15 protein-coding genes are annotated in these 17271 nt (G+C 63.6%); 7 read left to right on the forward strand and 8 right to left on the reverse strand.

Annotation, left to right across the window (positions count from 1 at the left end):
* Positions 1–120 precede the first annotated feature (120 nt).
* The 3 genes from AT984_RS06345 to AT984_RS06355 all read left to right on the forward strand — a co-directional run bounded on the left by AT984_RS06345 (position 121) and on the right by AT984_RS06355 (position 3816).
* Positions 121–1713, forward strand: a complete 1593-nt coding sequence (locus AT984_RS06345; protein ID WP_197418259.1) for a DUF1800 domain-containing protein — start codon at positions 121–123, stop codon at positions 1711–1713.
* 49 nt (positions 1714–1762) lie between these two features.
* Positions 1763–3043 (forward strand): DUF1501 domain-containing protein, encoded by a 1281-nt coding sequence (locus tag AT984_RS06350; RefSeq protein ID WP_082679829.1) that lies wholly within the window; start codon positions 1763–1765, stop codon positions 3041–3043.
* A 71-nt stretch (positions 3044–3114) separates the two neighbouring features.
* The gene (locus AT984_RS06355; RefSeq protein ID WP_058719375.1) at positions 3115–3816 is read left to right on the forward strand and encodes a YebC/PmpR family DNA-binding transcriptional regulator; all 702 of its coding nucleotides are present in this window, start codon (positions 3115–3117) and stop codon (positions 3814–3816) included.
* A 48-nt stretch (positions 3817–3864) separates the two neighbouring features.
* On the opposite strand, the gene AT984_RS06360 is transcribed toward AT984_RS06355, so the two are convergent.
* The 8 genes from AT984_RS06360 to AT984_RS06395 all read right to left on the reverse strand — a co-directional run bounded on the left by AT984_RS06360 (position 3865) and on the right by AT984_RS06395 (position 12135).
* Positions 3865–4287: a hypothetical protein gene (locus AT984_RS06360; RefSeq protein ID WP_058719376.1), complete on the reverse strand. Its 423-nt coding sequence runs from the start codon at positions 4285–4287 to the stop codon at positions 3865–3867.
* Positions 4288–4431: 144 nt separating this feature from the next.
* The gene (locus tag AT984_RS06365; RefSeq protein WP_082679830.1) at positions 4432–5673 is read right to left on the reverse strand and encodes an acyltransferase family protein; all 1242 of its coding nucleotides are present in this window, start codon (positions 5671–5673) and stop codon (positions 4432–4434) included.
* Positions 5674–5750: 77 nt separating this feature from the next.
* Complete coding sequence (locus tag AT984_RS06370; protein ID WP_058719377.1) at positions 5751–6800, reverse strand: ABC transporter ATP-binding protein; 1050 nt, start codon at positions 6798–6800, stop codon at positions 5751–5753.
* 50 nt (positions 6801–6850) lie between these two features.
* On the reverse strand, positions 6851–7735 hold the full coding sequence (locus AT984_RS06375) for a glycoside hydrolase family 16 protein (RefSeq protein ID WP_058719378.1): 885 nt from the start codon (positions 7733–7735) through the stop codon (positions 6851–6853).
* A gap of 20 nt (positions 7736–7755) precedes the next feature.
* Positions 7756–9117, reverse strand: a complete 1362-nt coding sequence (locus tag AT984_RS06380; protein WP_058719379.1) for a GH1 family beta-glucosidase — start codon at positions 9115–9117, stop codon at positions 7756–7758.
* Entirely contained in the window at positions 9117–9938 is an 822-nt protein-coding gene (locus AT984_RS06385; protein ID WP_058719380.1) for a carbohydrate ABC transporter permease, read from the reverse strand. Before AT984_RS06385 ends, AT984_RS06380 begins: the two co-directional genes overlap by 1 nt.
* Positions 9935–10858: a carbohydrate ABC transporter permease gene (locus AT984_RS06390; protein ID WP_058719381.1), complete on the reverse strand. Its 924-nt coding sequence runs from the start codon at positions 10856–10858 to the stop codon at positions 9935–9937. The genes AT984_RS06385 and AT984_RS06390 overlap by 4 nt, the downstream gene beginning before the upstream one ends.
* Positions 10855–12135 carry an ABC transporter substrate-binding protein gene (locus AT984_RS06395; protein WP_058719382.1) on the reverse strand — a complete coding sequence of 427 codons (1281 nt, stop codon included), beginning with the start codon at positions 12133–12135 and terminating at the stop codon, positions 10855–10857. The genes AT984_RS06390 and AT984_RS06395 overlap by 4 nt, the downstream gene beginning before the upstream one ends.
* Before the next feature lie 170 nt (positions 12136–12305).
* Here AT984_RS06395 and AT984_RS23750 point away from each other — a divergent pair, with 170 nt between their 5' ends.
* From AT984_RS23750 to AT984_RS06410, 4 genes are all read left to right on the forward strand, one after another.
* Positions 12306–12827, forward strand: coding sequence for a LacI family DNA-binding transcriptional regulator (locus AT984_RS23750; protein ID WP_197418261.1), 522 nt, complete (start codon positions 12306–12308; stop codon positions 12825–12827).
* A complete protein-coding gene (locus AT984_RS23755; RefSeq protein WP_197418262.1) occupies positions 12808–13350 on the forward strand; it encodes a substrate-binding domain-containing protein in 543 nt (180 codons plus the stop codon). The genes AT984_RS23750 and AT984_RS23755 overlap by 20 nt, the downstream gene beginning before the upstream one ends.
* A gap of 174 nt (positions 13351–13524) precedes the next feature.
* Entirely contained in the window at positions 13525–16548 is a 3024-nt protein-coding gene (locus AT984_RS06405) for a TonB-dependent receptor (protein WP_058719383.1), read from the forward strand.
* 16 nt (positions 16549–16564) lie between these two features.
* Positions 16565–17266, forward strand: a complete 702-nt coding sequence (locus AT984_RS06410) for a SapC family protein (protein ID WP_058719384.1) — start codon at positions 16565–16567, stop codon at positions 17264–17266.
* Positions 17267–17271 lie beyond the last annotated feature (5 nt).

The raw sequence follows: 17271 nt of genomic DNA on the forward strand, positions 1-17271 counted from the left end.
GGCCGGGCGAATGGGGGCATCAACTGGGGGCATCAACTGGGTGCCATCAACTGGGGGCCATCATATGAAAGGACAGGCAGGATGTTGAACCGACGGCAAGGCCTGCAAGCGCTGGCAGGAATGAGTCTGCTGCCAAGTCTGGCTTTGCGGGCCGAGGGCAGCATGGGTACCAAGTCCACAAGCCCGGCGGTGCCGCCCGCCGGTCAGGCACATGCGGGCCAGCAGGGCGCGTTGCACGCCTTGAATCGCCTGGGTTTCGGCCCAACAGCCGTGGACGTCGCGGCCATCGCCAGCCAGGGCCCGCAGGCCTGGCTGCAAGACTTCCTCACCCAACAACTGGGTGGCTCGCCGCTCAACTTGCCGCCCGCACTGCAGGGCCAATTGGCCGCCATGCCGACCTTGCAGCTCAGCCAGGGCGAGTTGCTGAGCCGCTTTCGCCAAGCCGCCAAGGCAGGCCGCGAGGCCAAGCGCCAGGCGGCCGCGCCAGGCACGGGTGAGCCAGCTAACAAGGCCGAGCCGGCCGAGGCCCAGAACGCCCGGCGCGAGTTCGTTCGCCCCGTGGTGCTGGAGGCCAGCAGTCAGCGGATCTGGCGGGCCCTGCAAAGCCCGGCCCAGCTGGAGGAAGTGCTGGTGGACTTTTGGTTCAACCACTTCAATGTCTTTGTTGGCAAGGGGCCGGTGAGTGTCTTGGTGGGCAGCTACGAGCGCGAGGCCATTCGCCCGCATGTGCTGGGCAACTTCCGCCAGATGTTGGGGGCGGTGGCCAAGCATCCGGCCATGTTGATCTATCTGGACAATGTGCTGAGCGTGGCCCCCGGCTATCGCCCGCCAGCGCGTGCCCTGCAATCTGCCCCCGGAGCCCCCCCTGCTGCCGCCCGCCCCACCGGTCTGAACGAAAACTACGCCCGTGAATTGATGGAGCTGCACACGCTGGGCGTGGACGGTGGCTACAGCCAGCGAGATGTCACCGAGCTGGCGCGCATCTTCACAGGCTGGACGGTGAACTACCGCCGAGCGGTGATTGAAGGCGGAGGCGCCAATGGCGCCGACTTGTTTGAGTTCGACCCGCGCCGCCATGACGGCGGCAGCAAGCAATGGTTGGGCCGCAGCGTGCCGCCCGCTGGCCGAGCGGAAGGCGAGATGGCTCTGGACGTTTTGGCGGCCCACCCGGCCACCGCACGCCATATCGCTTTCAAGCTGGCCCAGGCCTTTGTGGCCGATGCGCCGCCGCCCGCCCTGGTGCAGCGCCTGCAGGCCCGCTTTCTGGAGAGCCGGGGTGATTTGCGCGCCCTGATGCGCAGCTTGGTGGAAGCCGAGGAGTTCTGGCAATCCGCCAACATTGGCGCCAAGTTCAAGACGCCTTACCAATACCTGCTGTCCAGCTTGCGTGCCTTGGGTGTCAATGCGCCCGAAGTCGGGCCCTTGCTGGGCTGGTTGGCCCAGGCAGGCATGCCGCTGTACGGCGCGCAGACGCCGGACGGCTACAAGGCGGTGGCGGCCGCCTGGATGAATGCCGATGCCCTGGCCCAACGGGTGCAACTGGCCGGCAACCTGGCGAAGCGCTTGTCCCGATCTGGCGATGCGGCGGGCCTGGCCGCGCATGGCGGCTTGTTCGCGCAGCTCAGCGCGGACACGCGCACGGCCATCGCCAAAGAGCCTTTGGCGATGCAAGTGGCCCTGGCCTTGGGCAGCCCCGACTTCATGCGTTGCTGAGTATTTCTTTGCAGGCAGCGAACAGGCATAGACGAACGAGGAGAGTGACTTGAACGATCAGACGCCAACCCCCAGCCCACGGCGGCGCTTTTTGCAAGCCAGCGCCCTGGCCGCCGGCTGGACCCTGGCCGGCTTGCCCCAGGCCTGGGCCGGCGCTGCGGCCGGAAGCCCACTGAGCCAGCGCAAGTTGGTGGTGATCATGCTGCGCGGCGCGGTGGATGGCCTGAGCGTCGTAGCGCCGGTAGGAGACCGCAACTACGCCCCGGCGCGACCTGACCTGGCCCTGGTGCCGCCCGGCAGCGCAGAGGGTGCCGCGCTCAAGCTCGACAGCCTGTTCGCGCTGCACCCGGCCTTGCTGAGCTTGAAGCCGGCTTGGGATCAAGGCAGCCTGGCCTTCGTGCATGCCAGCGGCTCGCCCGACCCCACACGCTCGCACTTCGATGCGCAGGACTATCTGGAGTCCGGCACGCCTGGGCTCAAAAGCACGCCCAGCGGCTGGATGAATCGCCTGCTCGGCCAACTGCCCGGGCCGGCCAGCCCGACGCGTGGCGTGGCCATGGGCGCGACGCCGCCGCGCATTTTTGCCGGCCCCGCCGCTGTGGCCAGCCTGGGGCTTGGCCCCAAGGCCTTGGCCGGTAAAGCCATTGACCAAGCCGATCTGCAGCAAGGCCTGGAGCGCCTGTACGCCGGAGACGCCAAGCTGGGCGCCAGCTTTCAGGCCGCGCTGGCGGGCCGCGGGCAAATGCAGCGCAGCATGGCCGGGGAGCGGGAGCCGGCCATGAATGCCAGCGGCGATGCGGGTGCGCCCTCGGCGCGCTCCTTCGCGGCCGATGCGCGCCGGCTCGGGCAGCTGATCCGCAACGACGGCCAAACCCAGCTCGCCTTCACCGCGGTGGGCGGCTGGGACACCCATATCAATCAAGGTGCTGCGCAAGGCCAGCTGGCCAATCGCCTGAAGGCCTTGGGCGAAGGGCTGCAGGCGCTGAGCCAGGGCCTGGGCCCGGCTTTGCAGGACACGGTGATTGTGGTGATGAGCGAGTTCGGCCGCACCGTGCATCAAAACGGCACCTTGGGCAGCGACCATGGCCGTGGCAATGCGATCTGGCTGCTGGGTGGCCCGGTGGCCGGCGGGCGCATGTTGGGTGAATGGCCGGGGCTGGAAAGCTCGGCCCTGGTGGATGGGCGCGACTTGGCCGTGGCGGTAGACTTCCGCCAGGTCTTGCGGCCGATTCTGCAAAGCCATCTGGGCTTGAGCGAAGCCGCGCTGGCCGAGGTTTTCCCGGCGGCGCCGGGGCGCTGGCGTGGCGAGGCCCAGGTCTTGCGCAGCTGAGCGGCAGGCCCGGGCGCGCTTCATCACTTACAGTTGCGTCCATTCAATGACAAGACGCAGGAGTCGCCAAAATGGGCGCACAGTGGAAAGCAAAACATAAAGACTTGGCCGCCAATGCACGTGGCCGCCTGTTCGGCAAGCTCAGCAAGGAGCTGATGGTCGCGGCCCGTAACGGTGCCGACCCCGATATGAACCCGCGCCTGCGCATGGTGGTGGAAGCGGCCCGCAAGGTCTCGATGCCGCGTGAAACGCTGGAGCGGGCGATCAAAAAAGGTGCTGGTCTGCTGGGCGAGGCGGTGCACTTTGACCATGTCACTTACGAAGGCTATGCCCCGCACCGCGTGCCGGTGATCGTGGAATGCCTGACCGACAACATCAACCGTACCGTGTCCGAGATCCGCGTGCTGTTCCGCAAAGGGCAGCTGGGATCATCCGGTTCGGTGGCCTGGGAGTTCGATCATGTGGGCATGATTGAAGCCGAACCCAGCCGCGCCGGCGTGGACGCAGAAGAGGCCGCCATCGAAGCCGGCGCGCAAGATGTGCAGCCGGCCGAGGAGGGCGCCTTCCTGTTCCTGAGCGAGCCGACCGATCTGGATCTGGTCAGCCGCGCCTTGCCCAACTTCGGCTTCACCGTGCACTCCGCCAAGCTGGGCTATCGGCCCAAGAATCCGCTCAGCCTGGGTGCCGCGGAAATGGAAGAAGTTGAAGCCTTTTTGGCCGCCATCGACGCGCACGACGATGTGCAGAACGTCTACGTCGGCCTGGGTGATTGATTGAGGCTGCGTGCCTGAGGCCTTAGTGCCTCAGGTGCCTCGTTGGCCTCAGTTGCAGTTGGGCACTTCCGGCGCTTGGCTGGTCTTCATGCACTGCTTGTAGCCGCTGGGCAGATCGCTGAACTCACGCGTCTGGCCTTCGCTGAGCTTGAACTGCTCGACGATTTGATGTGTGCAGGTGGTGGCCGGCTTGCCGCTATTGCTCTCGCTGGTTTTGCACTGGCTGGTGTAGAGCGCGTAATGGCACTCGCCGCTGCCGCTCTGGCGGCATTCGAACTTGGTCTTGCCGCCGACGTGGCGCATCTTCATATTGCCATCATGGTCGGGGGCAACGATCACCGCGCAGCCGCTCAGCAGGGCCAGGCTGGCGCCCGCAACGATGGCGAGGTGTCGGCCGAGGGCTTGGCGCAGCGTCGACGACGTCGCTGAGGTATTCGATTTTTTGGCTGTGGCGCGGTGCAGAAGTGTCATGGTGATGTCGCTCGGATAAGTGTGGGGTCAGGTCTTGCGACCCGAGAGGCTGCCAGTGTCCGAGTGATGAACAAATCTGCCAGCGCCTGAGCGACCAACTGCACCTTCGGACGGATAGAACGTTGCCGGTGCGGATGGGCCAATTCAGGCCAAGCGGCTTTGACTCATTGGGGCGCTGCTGCCCGTCACATCAAGGTGCGGGCCGGCAAAGCTGCTGGGCACCAGCCGGTCACGCCATTGCATAAAGGGCAGCTCAACACAGCGATACAAAAGCCAGCCCAGGCCCACCGACACGGCCGCAACCGCCAGCAGCATCAGGCCCGATTGCCGCTCCAGCCCCAAGGGCTGCAAATGCTTGGGCAAGGCAAACATCACCGCCTTGTGGGTGAGGTAGATCGAATAGGACCACAGCGCCAAGGACGCCGCCCCCGGCACCCGCAGGCGCGCCAGGCTGGAGACGGGGCTGAGGGCAGCGGCCAACAGAATCGCGAAGGCGCAGGCGTTGAGTGAATAGCCAAACGTGCTCATGGCCCAGCCGTAGCCATAGCCCTCGATGTAATAGCCCGTCAAGAGCCCATACGTCATCGCGCCGCAGGCCAGCAGGCCGCCCGCCAGCACCCATTGGCCGCGTGCCTGCACCCGCGCCCAGGCGCCGGGGTGGTAGTTCTTCAGCAGGGCCACGGCCACGCCGGGCAGCAGCGCGTCGGCTCGCGCGATCGTGGCGTAGTAGAGATTGGGGTAGTAGCCTTGCACGGCACCACCCGCCTCCAGGCCATAACGGCCCCACAAGATGTGGCGCGCCAGCATGCCCAGGCCAATCAAGCCCGCAATCGCCAGCCAAGCCAAGGCCAAGCGGCCTTTGCCCCAGCGCCGTGCCAGCAAAACGGCGGCGGGCAGCAGCAGATAGAACTGCTCTTCCACGCACAGCGACCAAGCATGCGAGAAGGCGGTGCCGGGCTGCAATTGCCAGTTCTGGGTGAAGCTGAGGAAGCGCCACAAGTCCGGCGGCGTCTTGCCGCCCATGAAGGCGGGGAAGGCAAAGTAGGCCGCCAGCACGAGATAGAAGACTGGCAAGGTGCGCAGAAAGCGGCGCGCGTAGAAATTCTTCAGCGACAGCGTTTGCCCGCGCACCAGACCCGCAAAGATCTGGTTGGCGATCAAGTAGCCGCTCAGGACGAAAAAGAGGTCCACCCCGACCCAGCCGACCTCACTGGCCCAGCCGAAAGTCGGCCGGCCGGTGACGAAGTTCATGTAATGGGCGGCGAAGACCAGAAAAATGGCCAGGGCACGCAAGGTGTCCAGGCCTTGCAGGCGGGTGCCCGTATGGGCTACATGGGCTACATGGGCAGCGTGGGTTGCCGGGAGGGCGTTGGCGTGGGGTGGCATCGGGCGCTAGTGGGGCATGAAGTGGGCTTGAGGGCCGCGCATCATGCCACCGCTCTCATTGCCAGCCAGCCCTGCGCTCAATTGCCGATTCGCTGACCCTGGCTGTCAAACCAATGCAGGCGCTGCGGATCGAAGCCGAAGCGCACCGCATCACCGGCGGCCAGGGTGGCTTGGCCCGGCAAGACCGCGCACAGACTGATCTCGCCGGCGGACATCCACAGCAGATGTTGGTTGCCCAGCGGCTCCACCAAATCCACTTTGGCGCTGAAGGGCTGATCGGCGCCGATCAAGACATCTTCCGGGCGCACGGCGAGGCTGATTTGCCCCGATTCCGTCACTCCCTTGGGGCCGCCGAGTTGCAGCGGGCCGGCGTTGAACTGACCCTGGTGCAGATCTCCCTGGAATTGATTGATGGTCGGTGAACCCACGAAGCTGGCCACGCGCAGGCTGCGCGGCCGCTCGTAGACCTCGGCCGGGCTGCCAATTTGCAGGATCTCGCCTTGGTGCATGACGACGATGCGGGTGGCTAGCGTCATCGCCTCGACTTGGTCGTGGGTGACGTAAATCATCGTATTGCCCAGGCGTGCATGCAGCTGCTTGAGTTCGCGGCGCAGCTCGGTGCGCAGCTTGGCGTCCAGATTGGACAAGGGCTCGTCCAGCAGCAGCAAGTCCGCCTCGCGCACCACGGCGCGGCCAATGGCCACGCGCTGGCGTTGGCCGCCCGAGAGTTGGGCGGGTCGCCGATCCAGCAAGGGCTCCAGCTGCAGCATGGCGGCGGCCTTGGCGATGCGGCTGTCCATCTCGGCCTTGGACTGGCCGGCCATGCGCAGCGGAAAGGCCAGGTTGTCGCGCACGCTCATATGCGGGTAGAGCGCATAACTCTGAAACACCATGCCCAGGCCACGTTCGCTGGGCTGGGCGTGGCTCATGTCTTGGCCGTCGATATGAATGCTGCCGCCGGTGATGGCGATGAGGCCGGCGATGCTGTGCAGCAGCGTGGACTTGCCGCAGCCCGAGGGCCCGAGCAGCACGAGGAATTCGCCGGCTTGGACCTCAAGGTCTAACTTCGGGATGACGGTATGGGCGCCGAAGCTGATGTTCAGATTCTGGATGCGAACTTGGCTCAATTGCTGCCCCTATCGAGATGCGGGTCGCTGCGGAAAATATGGGGGCACATTCAGTTTTCCTTGTAGACGCGCACCCAGTCCACGCTCATCTGAGCGGGGAAGGCGGTGCTGGCATCGGGCGAGCCTGGCCAGTCGCCACCGACGGCCAGGTTCAGAATCAAGTAGAAGGGTCGCTCAAACACCCAGCTGCTGCCGGCCGGTAAGCTCGCGGGTGTGAGGCGGTGGTATTGCTGGCCGTCAATCAACCAGATGATTTCATTGGGCCGCTTGATGATGCTGAAGACATGGAAGTCCTCGGCCACCGCTTGCTTGAATTCAAAAGGCTTGCCTATGCCTTGGGCGCCCGAGTAGCCGGGGCCGTGGGCCGTGCCGTAGGCGGCATTGGGCGTCTTGCCTACGAACTCCATGATGTCGATTTCGCCCACTTCCGGCCAGGGCAGCTTGTCTGCCCCCAGGCTCCAAAAGGCCGGCCACAGACCTTGGCCGCTGGGCACTTTGATGCGGGCCTCGATCTTGCCGTTGGTGAAGCTGAACTTGCCCTGGCTTTGGATGCGAGCGGAGGTGTAAGCGCAAGGCTTGCTGTTCCAGCAGAGCCCGGCGTCGGCACTGGGCTCGGCCTTCAAAACCAGGAAGCCTTTGCCATCGATAAAGCTGTTTCGGTTTGAGGCGCTGTAGTACTGCAACTCGTGGTTGCCCCAGCCATTGTTCTCCTGGTTGCCCAGGTCATGGTTCCAGAAGGCCGGGTTGGGGCTGCTGCCGGCCGGGCCGTCGAATTCGTCCGACCAGAGCAGGGCCCAAGTGGATGCTGCAGGCGCTGCGGGAGCTGCGGCTGGAGAAGCGCCTTGCGGCGTTGCCCCCACGCTGCCGCCACCACAGCCGACCAAGGCGGCCAGCACAGCAGACATCAGCGGGCGCAGCAGTCTCGGCGCGGTCATGGATAGCCGGGACGCTTGCATCATGCCTGGCCGCTCACTGGCTTCAGCCCGCGCCATTGGCTCAGAAAGTCGCGGTACCAAAGCGCGCTGGCCTTGGGTGTGCGCTGCTGGGTGTCGTAGTCGACATGCACGATGCCAAAGCGTTTGGCATAGCCATAGCCCCATTCGAAGTTGTCCATCAGGCTCCAGACCATATAGCCATCGACGCGCACACCGCGCTCACGCGCCATGGCCAGGGCGGCAATATGTTCTTGCAAATAGCGCTTGCGATCCAGGTCTTGCACATGGCCGTCGGCGATGGCTGCATCTGGAAAGGCGCCACCATTCTCGGTGATGAAGACCGGCGGCAGATGCGGGTAGTCGGCCTTCATCAGGCAGAGGATGTCGGTCAGGCCTTCGGGGTAGATTTCCCACTCCATTTCTGACACCGGCAGACCGTGGGCGCGTGCGCTCCAGAGTTCACCCGAGGCGCGTGCCACATGGCGCGTGTAGTAGTTGATGCCCATATGGTCCATGGGCGTTTGGATGGCGGCCATATCACCGGCTTCGATCTTGGGTGCTTCGGCGCCCAGTTCCTCGATGATCTCTTGCGGGTAGAGGCCGCGCAGCAAGGGGTCGCTGTACCAGCGGCGGCTCAGGGCGTCGGCGCGGCGGGCGGCGGCGATGTCCTCGGGCATAGGTGAGGCCGGCACGCTGGGACCCATATTCAGCACGATGCCCAGATTGGCCGTGGCGCCATCGGCGCGCATGGCCTGCAGCGCCAGACCGTGGCTGAGCATCAGGTGATGCGATACCTGCGCCGCAATCGCGCGGTTTTTGATGCCGGGCGCGTGAATGCCAACGTCATGCCCCAGGGTGGCGGCGCACCAAGGTTCGTTGTGGGTGGAGATCATGTGCAGGCGGTCACCCAGCTGCTTTTGCACATGGCGCGCGTAGTCGACGAAGCGGTGCACCGTCTCGCGGTTGGCCCAGCCGCCTTGGTCTTGCAGCGCTTGCGGCAGATCCCAGTGGTAGAGCGTGGCGACGGGCTTGATGCCGCGCTGGAGCAAGCCGTCAACCAGGCGCTGGTAAAAATCCATGCCTTCACTGCTGAAGGCGCCCTGGCCCAGGGCTTGCACCCGCGGCCACGCGATGGAGAAGCGGTAGCAGTTGACGCCCAGGGAGGCGATCAGATCGAGGTCGCTTTCCAGGCGATGCACATGGTCGCAGGCGATGTCGCCATTGCTGGCATCGGCGATGGCGCCGGGCTGGCGGCAGAAACGATCCCAGATGGACTCGCCCCGGCCGTGCTCATGGACGGCCCCTTCGATCTGGAAGCTGCTGGTGGCGACGCCAAACAGGAAGTCGGCGGGAAATTGCTGGTGCATGTGAGTGGCTTGCATTACTTGACAGCGCCGGCGGTCAATCCGGCGATCAGTTGGCGGGAGGAAATGACGAAGAGGACGATCAGGGGCAGGGTCGCAATGGCCGAACCGGCCATGATGGCGCCCCACTCGGTGTTGACGGTGCTTTGCAGGCCGCGCAGGGCCAGCGGCAGGGTGTAGTTGTCGGCATTGCGCAGTACCACCAGGGGCGCCATGAAGTTGTTCCAGGACGCGATGAAGGTGATCAAGCCCAGGGTGCCCAAGGCCGGGCGCATCAGCGGCAGAGCGATATGCCAGTAGATGCCGAGTTCGCTGCAGCCATCGATGCGCGCGGCTTTGAGCAACTCGGCCGGCACCGATGCGGCAGCGAATTGGCGCATCAGATAGATGCCGAAGGCGCTGGCGGCACCGGGGATGTAGAGCGCGCGGTGGGTGTCGATCCAGCCTAAAGCGTCCATCACCATGAAGTTAGGAATCATGGTCATGAAGGGCGGCACCAGCATCGTGCCCATCACCAGCAGAAAGAGCGGCTGCTTGAAGCGGAACTCCAGCATCGCAAAGGCATAGCCGGCCATGGAGCAAAACAGCAGCGTCAGCGCGGTGGACATCAAGGCCACATACAAGCTCCAGCCGAGGTTGCGCCAAAAGGGCAGGCGACTGGTCAGCGTGGCCATATTGCGTTCCAGCTCACCGCCGAACCACAGCGGTGGCGGCACATTGAAGATGGCCGCGTTCGATTGCGTGGCGAACACGAACATGAAGTAGAAGGGCGCCAGCATCAGCAGGGCACCGCAGACGACCACGGCATAGGCGGCCAGGCGGGATGGCGTGGCCTTCATGCCTGTCTCTCCTTGAAGGCTTTATTGGTCAGCCAGGTGATCAGCACCAGCAGCGCGAATAGCAGCCAGGAGATGGCATTGGCGGCGCCGAAGTCGCTGAAGTCAAAAGCCAGGCGATAGACATACATGGCCACCGTCATCGCCGCTTGGCCGGGGCCGCCGCGGCCGCTGGTGAGGATGAAGGGCTCCTCGAACAGCTGCATGCCGCCGATGATGCTCAGCGTGACGCCGAACAAAATCATGGGCCGCAGCGCCGGCAAGGTGATGTAGCGGAACTGCGCCCAGGCGCCGGCGCCATCCAGCCTTGCGGCTTGGTACAGGTCGCGCGGAATGGTTTGCAGCGCGGCCAAATAAAGCACCAGGTTAAAGCCCAGATAGCGCCAGAACACCACCATGGCCACCGCAGGCTTGAGGGTCTGCGGCTGCCACAGCCAGTTGATCGGCTCCATGCCGAAGACGCTGTGCAGCACCACATTGATCAGGCCGTAGTCGGTGGACAGCAGCGAGGTGAACATCATGGCGATGGCCACCGTCGAGGTGATGTAGGGCAAGAAGTAGGCGGCCGATACCGCATGGCCATGGCGTCCGAAAGCCTGGTTCACAAACACCGCCAGGGGCAGGGCCACCAAGTGCTGGGGCACGCCCGAAACCACCGCCAGCCACAAGGTGTTTTGCAAAGACTTCCAAAACCAAGCGTCGCCGAGCACAAAGGTGAAGTTCTCGCTGCCGACAAAACGCATGGCCTCCAGGCCGGCGGTCGGCTCCCAACTCTGGAAGGCCATCCACAGTGAGAACAGCAGCGGGAACAGGCCGAACACCGCGAACAGCAGCAAGAAGGGACTGAGCAAGAGATAGGGCGCCCAGCGGTCGGGCAGCCAGTGGCGGCGAGGGCGATGCTGATGGCGTGATGGGAGCTTCATCGTGTGGCGCGGTGCATCAGCAAGGCCTGTGCGTCGGCCAGGGCTTGGGGAATGGCTTTGCCGTAGATCAGCACGTTGTCCAGCTCGCCATTGACCACCTCTTCGGCAAATTTGTTTTGGCGGTGCAGCGGCCGAGCCGGAATGCGCCTTGCCGCCTCGCGCCACAGCTGGCGTGCCCGCTGGCCGCCGAGGAATTCCACTGGCTCGTCGAAAAACGGGTCTTCATGGGCCGAGAGCAGGGCCGGGAAAGCGTCCTGGCTTTTGAATGCGCGCAGTTGCAGGTCGCGGTTCAGCGTCAGGTGCTGGATCAAGTCCCAGGCCAGCGCCTTCTTGGCCGGATCGGAGCGGCGCGGAATGGCGTAATAGGTACCGCCCCAGCCTGCAAAGCTCTGGCCCGGCAGCTGCGCCACCCGCCACAAGCCCTTGGTCGCGGGCGCCACGCTATTGGCCAATTGCCCGGCCATCCAGGCACCGGTGAGTTCGGTGGCCAGACGGCCGCGACGCAGATGTTCGCTCCAGTCATTGCGCCAGGTGTCGACGATGGCGTCCAGCCCCAGTTGGCGCGATTGCTGCGCCAGTTGGAATGCACGTTGGAAGTGCGCCGAAGTGATGCTGGGGCGGCCCTGGGCGTCGAAGTAAATGCTTTGGCCGGCGGGCGTGCTGGCGAAGAGCACGATGTCTTTCAGGTAGCGGGCATGGGCGAACAAGTAGGCGCCTGTGCGGGCCTTGAGTTGCACGCCGGCTTGTACATAGCTCTCCCAGCTCTCGCACAAGTCCTTGATGTGCAGGCCGGCGCGTTGCAGCAGGTCGACTCGGTAGAACAGCGAGCCGGGGCCGATATCGGTCGGCAAGGCCACCACAGCACCGCTGCGATTGCGAGCCTGCTCAAAGGCGAAAGGCACAAAGCGATCACGCACCGACTCGGCCAGATAAGGGGCGACCGAGAGGTCTTGCAAGCCCGCGCCCAGCGAGAAGCGGCCCATATACATGGTCTCCAGCGCCATCACATCCGGCAGGTGCTGGCCGCCGCTGGAGGAGGACAAGGCGGTGGTCATGGCGGTGTGGTGGTCGTCGTACTGGCGACTGATCACCTCGACCTCAATGCCGCCATGCGCGTCGCGCCAGGCGGGCAGGGCGCTCTTGATGATCTGGTCCACCATCGGAAAGGCGGCGATCACCAAGCGCTGCGGCGCTGCGCTTGAGGCGGCACGGCCGAGGCTGGTGACTGGCGCCAGCGCGGCGGCAGCCAGCAATCGGCGTCTGCAAGGGTGTGGCATGGATGTCTCGGAATTTATCGTTTTAGTACGCTTGAAAGCGTTTTCATAATTCTGAGTGCAAGCAGCCTTCAAGCCCAGCAGCGTAAACCCTAGCACCGTGCGGGTGCTCGGGGCGAACTGAGAGGCATCGCTCGTCTTACACTGAGTAACCATCGACTCAAGGAGGCTCTGTGCCCAGCAAATCGCCCGTCAAGAAAGCGCCTTCAAACCGCACGGAGGGTGTCGTCACCTTGGAGCAGGTGGCCTTGCGAGCGGGCGTGTCGCCCAGTACGGTCTCACGCATTCTGAATGGCACGGCCATCGTCAGCGAAGCGAAGAAAGCGGCGGTGGATGAAGCCATCCGTGAACTGGGTTTCCGGCCCAACCCGGTGGCGCGCGGCTTGGCGGGCGGCCGAACCATGAGCGTGGGCGTGGTCACCCAACGCATTGCCAGCCCCTTTTACGGCGAGGCGCTCAGCGGCATCGAAGTGGCGCTGGAGGCTGCCGGCTATGTGCCGCTTTTTGTTAGCGGCAATTGGAACGAGGTGGATGAGCGTAAGGCGATTGAGTCGCTGCTCTCGCGCCGGGTCGACGGGGTGATTGTGCTGGCGGGGCGGCTCAGCAATCAGGAGTTGAAGGCGTTGTTGGCCAATCTGCCATCGGTGGTGGGGGCGGCAGCCCAGCCCCAGCGGCTTGTTCAGTTTCAGTTTTGATAACCGAGCGGGTGCGAAGTTAGCGACTGAGCATCTGATTGATCTGGGCCATCGTCGGATTGCCCTGCTGCAGGGCGATTTGATCCATGAAGACGCGATTGAACGGCAAAGCGGCTATCTGGATGCGCTGGCTGCGGCCGGCATTCCGGTGGACCCCCGGCTGATCGTGCAAAGCGATTACACCGAGGCGGGTGGCATGTTGGCGGTGAGCCGCTTGCTGGAGCGGGAGGTGGGTTTCAGCGCCATCTTCAGCTCCAACGACCAGATGGCTTATGGCGCGATGTTGGGCTTGTCGCGCCGCAATTTGCGGGTGCCGGATGATGTGTCGGTGGTGGGCTTTGATGACCTGACCATGTCGCGCTACACCATGCCGCCTTTGACCACGGTGCGGCAGTCGGTTTACGAGACGGGCACCCAGGCCGCGGCAGCCATGTTGGCCTTGCTGCAGGGCGCAATGCCGGCGGTCAATCTGGCGGCGCCGGAGTTGGTGATGCGCGAGTCCGCCCGCCGGCTTGCGCGCTAATTCAAAGTAGGGGGAAAGGGCTGGGTGACGCGGCTTTTGCGTTGCTCAAACCCGCCAACCTAGGGTGCGCCCCAATTTGAAAGCGCTTGCAAATAGGGGATTCTTTCGGTCAATGAAAGCGCTTTCAGCGTTGTTCATGTCATAAGAGTTCAAAAACATATCGGAGACAAGCCCATGAGACACACTCGACCCGTCTGCCGTCTGTCCCTATTGGCCAGTGCGGCCGGCCTTTTGGTGGCCGGCATGAACGCACAGGCTCAGCAGAGCACAAATGCGGCGCCGGTACCCCCTTCCGCAGCTGCGTCTGCGCCCAAATCGCCAGACGCGCAGCAACTCGATACGGTTGTTGTGACCGGCATTCGGCAAAGCTTGGAGACCTCGCTCAGCTTGAAACGCAATGCGCGCGGGGTGGTGGACGGTATCGTGGCCGAGGAAATCGGCAAGTTCCCCGACGCCAACTTGGCCGAGTCCATGCAGCGCATTGCCGGCGTGTCCATTGACCGCAGCAATGGCGAAGGCTCCAAGGTGACGGTGCGTGGCGTGGGCCCCGACTTCAATCTCGTGCTGCTCAACGGCCGCCAGATGCCGGCCTCCAGCCTGGGCGCTACCTTTGCTTCGAACTCTCGCTCTTTTGACTTCGCCAATCTGGCCTCCGAAGGCATTGCTGCCCTGGAGGTCTACAAGACCAGCCGAGCCGATGCACCGACCGGCGGCATTGGCGCCACCATCAATATCAAGACCGCGCGTCCGCTGGACAACCCCAAACTGGTCGCCAGCATTGGCGCCAAGTTGGTTAGCGATGAATCGAACAAGCGTTTGCCTGACTCGATGAAGGGCACGCAGATCACGCCCGAAGTCTCGGGCATCTACAGCAATGTGTTTGCCGACGGCACCTTTGGTATCGCCTTGGTGGGCAGCTACCAAAAGCGTAATGGCGGCTACAACCAGGCGGCGGTGGATGCCGGCTGGCGCACCTTCAAGGGCGATGAGCAGAACTGGGGCACCATCCCGCTGCCGGGCCAGGCGGGTGCAGACAAGATCACCAATCGCCCCAAGCCCACCGATCTGTATGTGGTGCCACAAGAGCTGCGTTACAGCTTGAACGCTTTTGAGCGCACCCGCACCAATGGTCAGCTGGTCTTGCAGTTCCGCCCCATTAAGGATCTGACGGCCACCCTGGATCACACCTACTCGGAAAACAAGATCCACTCCAAGCGCGCCGAGTTGTCGGCCTGGTTCAATTTCGGCCCATCGTCCTCCAGCTGGACCAATGGCCCGATCGCCACGCCGACGAATTACACCGAGACCTATCCGGTCACAGGCCCCGCCGACGTGGCCATGGCCGGCAGCATCTACGGCACCAAGAACACCAACCAATCGACGGGCTTGAACGTGGCTTGGAAGGCCTCGAACACCCTGTCCTTTGACCTTGACGTCCATCACTCCACCGCCACATCGGCCGCGGATAGCCCTTACGGTAGCAACTCGACCCTGGGCGTGTCGATGCAGAACCGGGCTTTTGCCACGGCCGACTTCTCGCAGAAGTTCCCGATCCTGAGCATTGGCCTGCACGGTGATCCAGCGACCGCGCCCAGCCTGATGCAGGTGACCGGCTCGTCTTTCCGCAACAGCTATATGCGCAACGAGATCGACCAGGCGCAGCTCAAGGGCAAGTACGTCTTGTCTGAGAGTTCGGGTCTGGACTTCGGCGTGGGCCTCACCAAGGTGAAGAACCGCACGGCTTACGCCAATGTGCAGCAAGACGATTGGGGTGGCCACAACAAGCCCTCCGACTATGACGACGGGCTGTGGAAGCCGGCCAAGCTGCAGGACTACTTTGCCCATTCCTTTGGTGCCGCCAACGGCGCCGGCTTGTTCAATAACTTCTATTTGTGGGACTTTGAGGCGGTGCGCGCGGCAGCGATCAAGGCCGACAAGAGCGACAAGTGGTTTGTACCCTCGTCGGACTTCACCGACGACCGCCGCACGCAAGAGAAATCCACTAACGCCTTCGTCCAGTATTACAAGGACTGGGAGTGGGGCGTGCCGATGAATGTGGCCATGGGTGTGCGCTATGAGCGCACCACGGTGGATTCACAGGCCTTGGTGCCCATCGTCACGGGCATCAACTGGGTGAGCGCGAATGAGTTTGCGCTGGTCAAGGGCAAATCAGACTTCACCTCGCTCTCAGGCAGCTATAACTACTACCTGCCCAGCATCGACTACGAGGCAGAGCTGAGCGACAAGCTCAAGCTGCGGGCCAGCTATGGCGAGACCATTGGCCGCCCGGGTTGGGGGGCGATTCAGGGTGGCGTGACCTTGTCGGACTTCCGTGTCAATGGCGGCTCGGGCAGCCAAGGCAATCCGGCCTTGAAGCCGCTGCTGTCGAAGAACTTTGACCTCTCGGCCGAGTTCTACTACGCCAAGGCCAGCTATGCGTCGCTGGGTCTGTTCAAAAAGAACATCAGCAATTTCATTGGTTCAAGCTCGCTGCAGTCCAAGCCGGCTGGTTTGACTACGCCGATCAACGGCCCGCTCTACACCGAAGCGGTGGCGAAGAACTGCGCGACCAAGGATGCGGTTTGCATTCGCAACTACATCTTGAACACCTATAACGGCACGCGTGGTGTGGTGCGCACCGGCTTCGATGGCACCGGCAATCCCGTTGGCACCATTGCGGGTCAAGCGGGTGATCCGGAAGCCGTGTTCACCATCAGTGCGCCCAGCAATCAGCGCAGTGATCACATCAAGGGCGTGGAGTTCAATGTCCAGCACGCCTTCGGCAGCAGCGGCTTTGGTGTGGCCGCCAACTACACCTTGGTGAAGTCGGGCCTGAAGTACGACAACAGCAATCTGACCGAGCAGAACGCGCTCTTAGGTCTGGGCAACTCGGCCAACTTGGTGGGCTTCTTTGAGAATGCCAACTTCAGCGTTCGCGCCGCTTACAACTGGCGCGATGAGTTCCTGAGCAGCACCACGGCGGATGTGTTCGGCTCCGCAGGCCCGGCTTACACCGACGCCTACGGTCAGTGGGACCTCAGCCTGGGTTATAAGTTCAACAAGAACCTGAGTTTGAACTTCGAGGCGCTCAATCTGAACGACGGTCTCCAGCGCGTCCACGGTCGCGCCAAGGAAGAGACGCTGTACTCGACCCAAACGGGCCGTCGCTACAGCTTGAACGCGCGCTACACCTTCTGACCGACGAGACGACCCGATGCGTGCTGCTCTGCTTGATAACGTGACCCACCGGGATCTGCGCCTGCAGACCCGGCTGGATGCCGCTTGGGGTGATGCTGTGAGTGCCGTGCCCACGGTGCCCGCAGAGTTCAAGCAGATGCAGGCGCATTTCCCTATCGTGTTCCAGCAAAGCGGCGACGCCAGCCGCTTTCAGCCGGTGGCCTTGCTCGGTTTGCTGGAATCGCGCAGCAGCTTTTTGGGGCCGCGCGGCTGGGAGGCCGGCCATTTACCTTGGGCCCTGGAGCGCCAGCCCTTGCTGGTGGGTCGTGATGGCGAGGGCTGGGTCGTCCATATTGATTTGGACAGCCCGCGCCTGAGCTTGAGCGAAGGCGCGCCACTTTTTCTAGCCAATGGCGGGCAGTCGCCGCTGTTGGAGCGCCGGGTCTCGGTGCTGCAGGCCTTGCACGAAGGCATGCAGACCTTGCCCGACTTCATTGATGCACTCTTGCAGTACCAACTGCTGGAGCCCATGAGCTTGGACATCGAGCAAGCTGACGGCTCGGTGCGCCGTGTGGCCGGCTATTACGTCATCGACGAAGAGCGCCTCGCGGCCTTGCCGGGCACGGCGGTGGCTGCGCTGCACGAGGCGGGGCACTGGTTTGCCATTGCCATGGCTGTTGCCTCGTTGGCAAGGATTCCAGCCTTGCTTGAGCGCGAACAGCGGCTGGCTCTGGCTTGAGATTG

The organism is Paucibacter sp. KCTC 42545 (assembly GCF_001477625.1).
Taxonomy (GTDB): domain Bacteria; phylum Pseudomonadota; class Gammaproteobacteria; order Burkholderiales; family Burkholderiaceae_C; genus Paucibacter_A.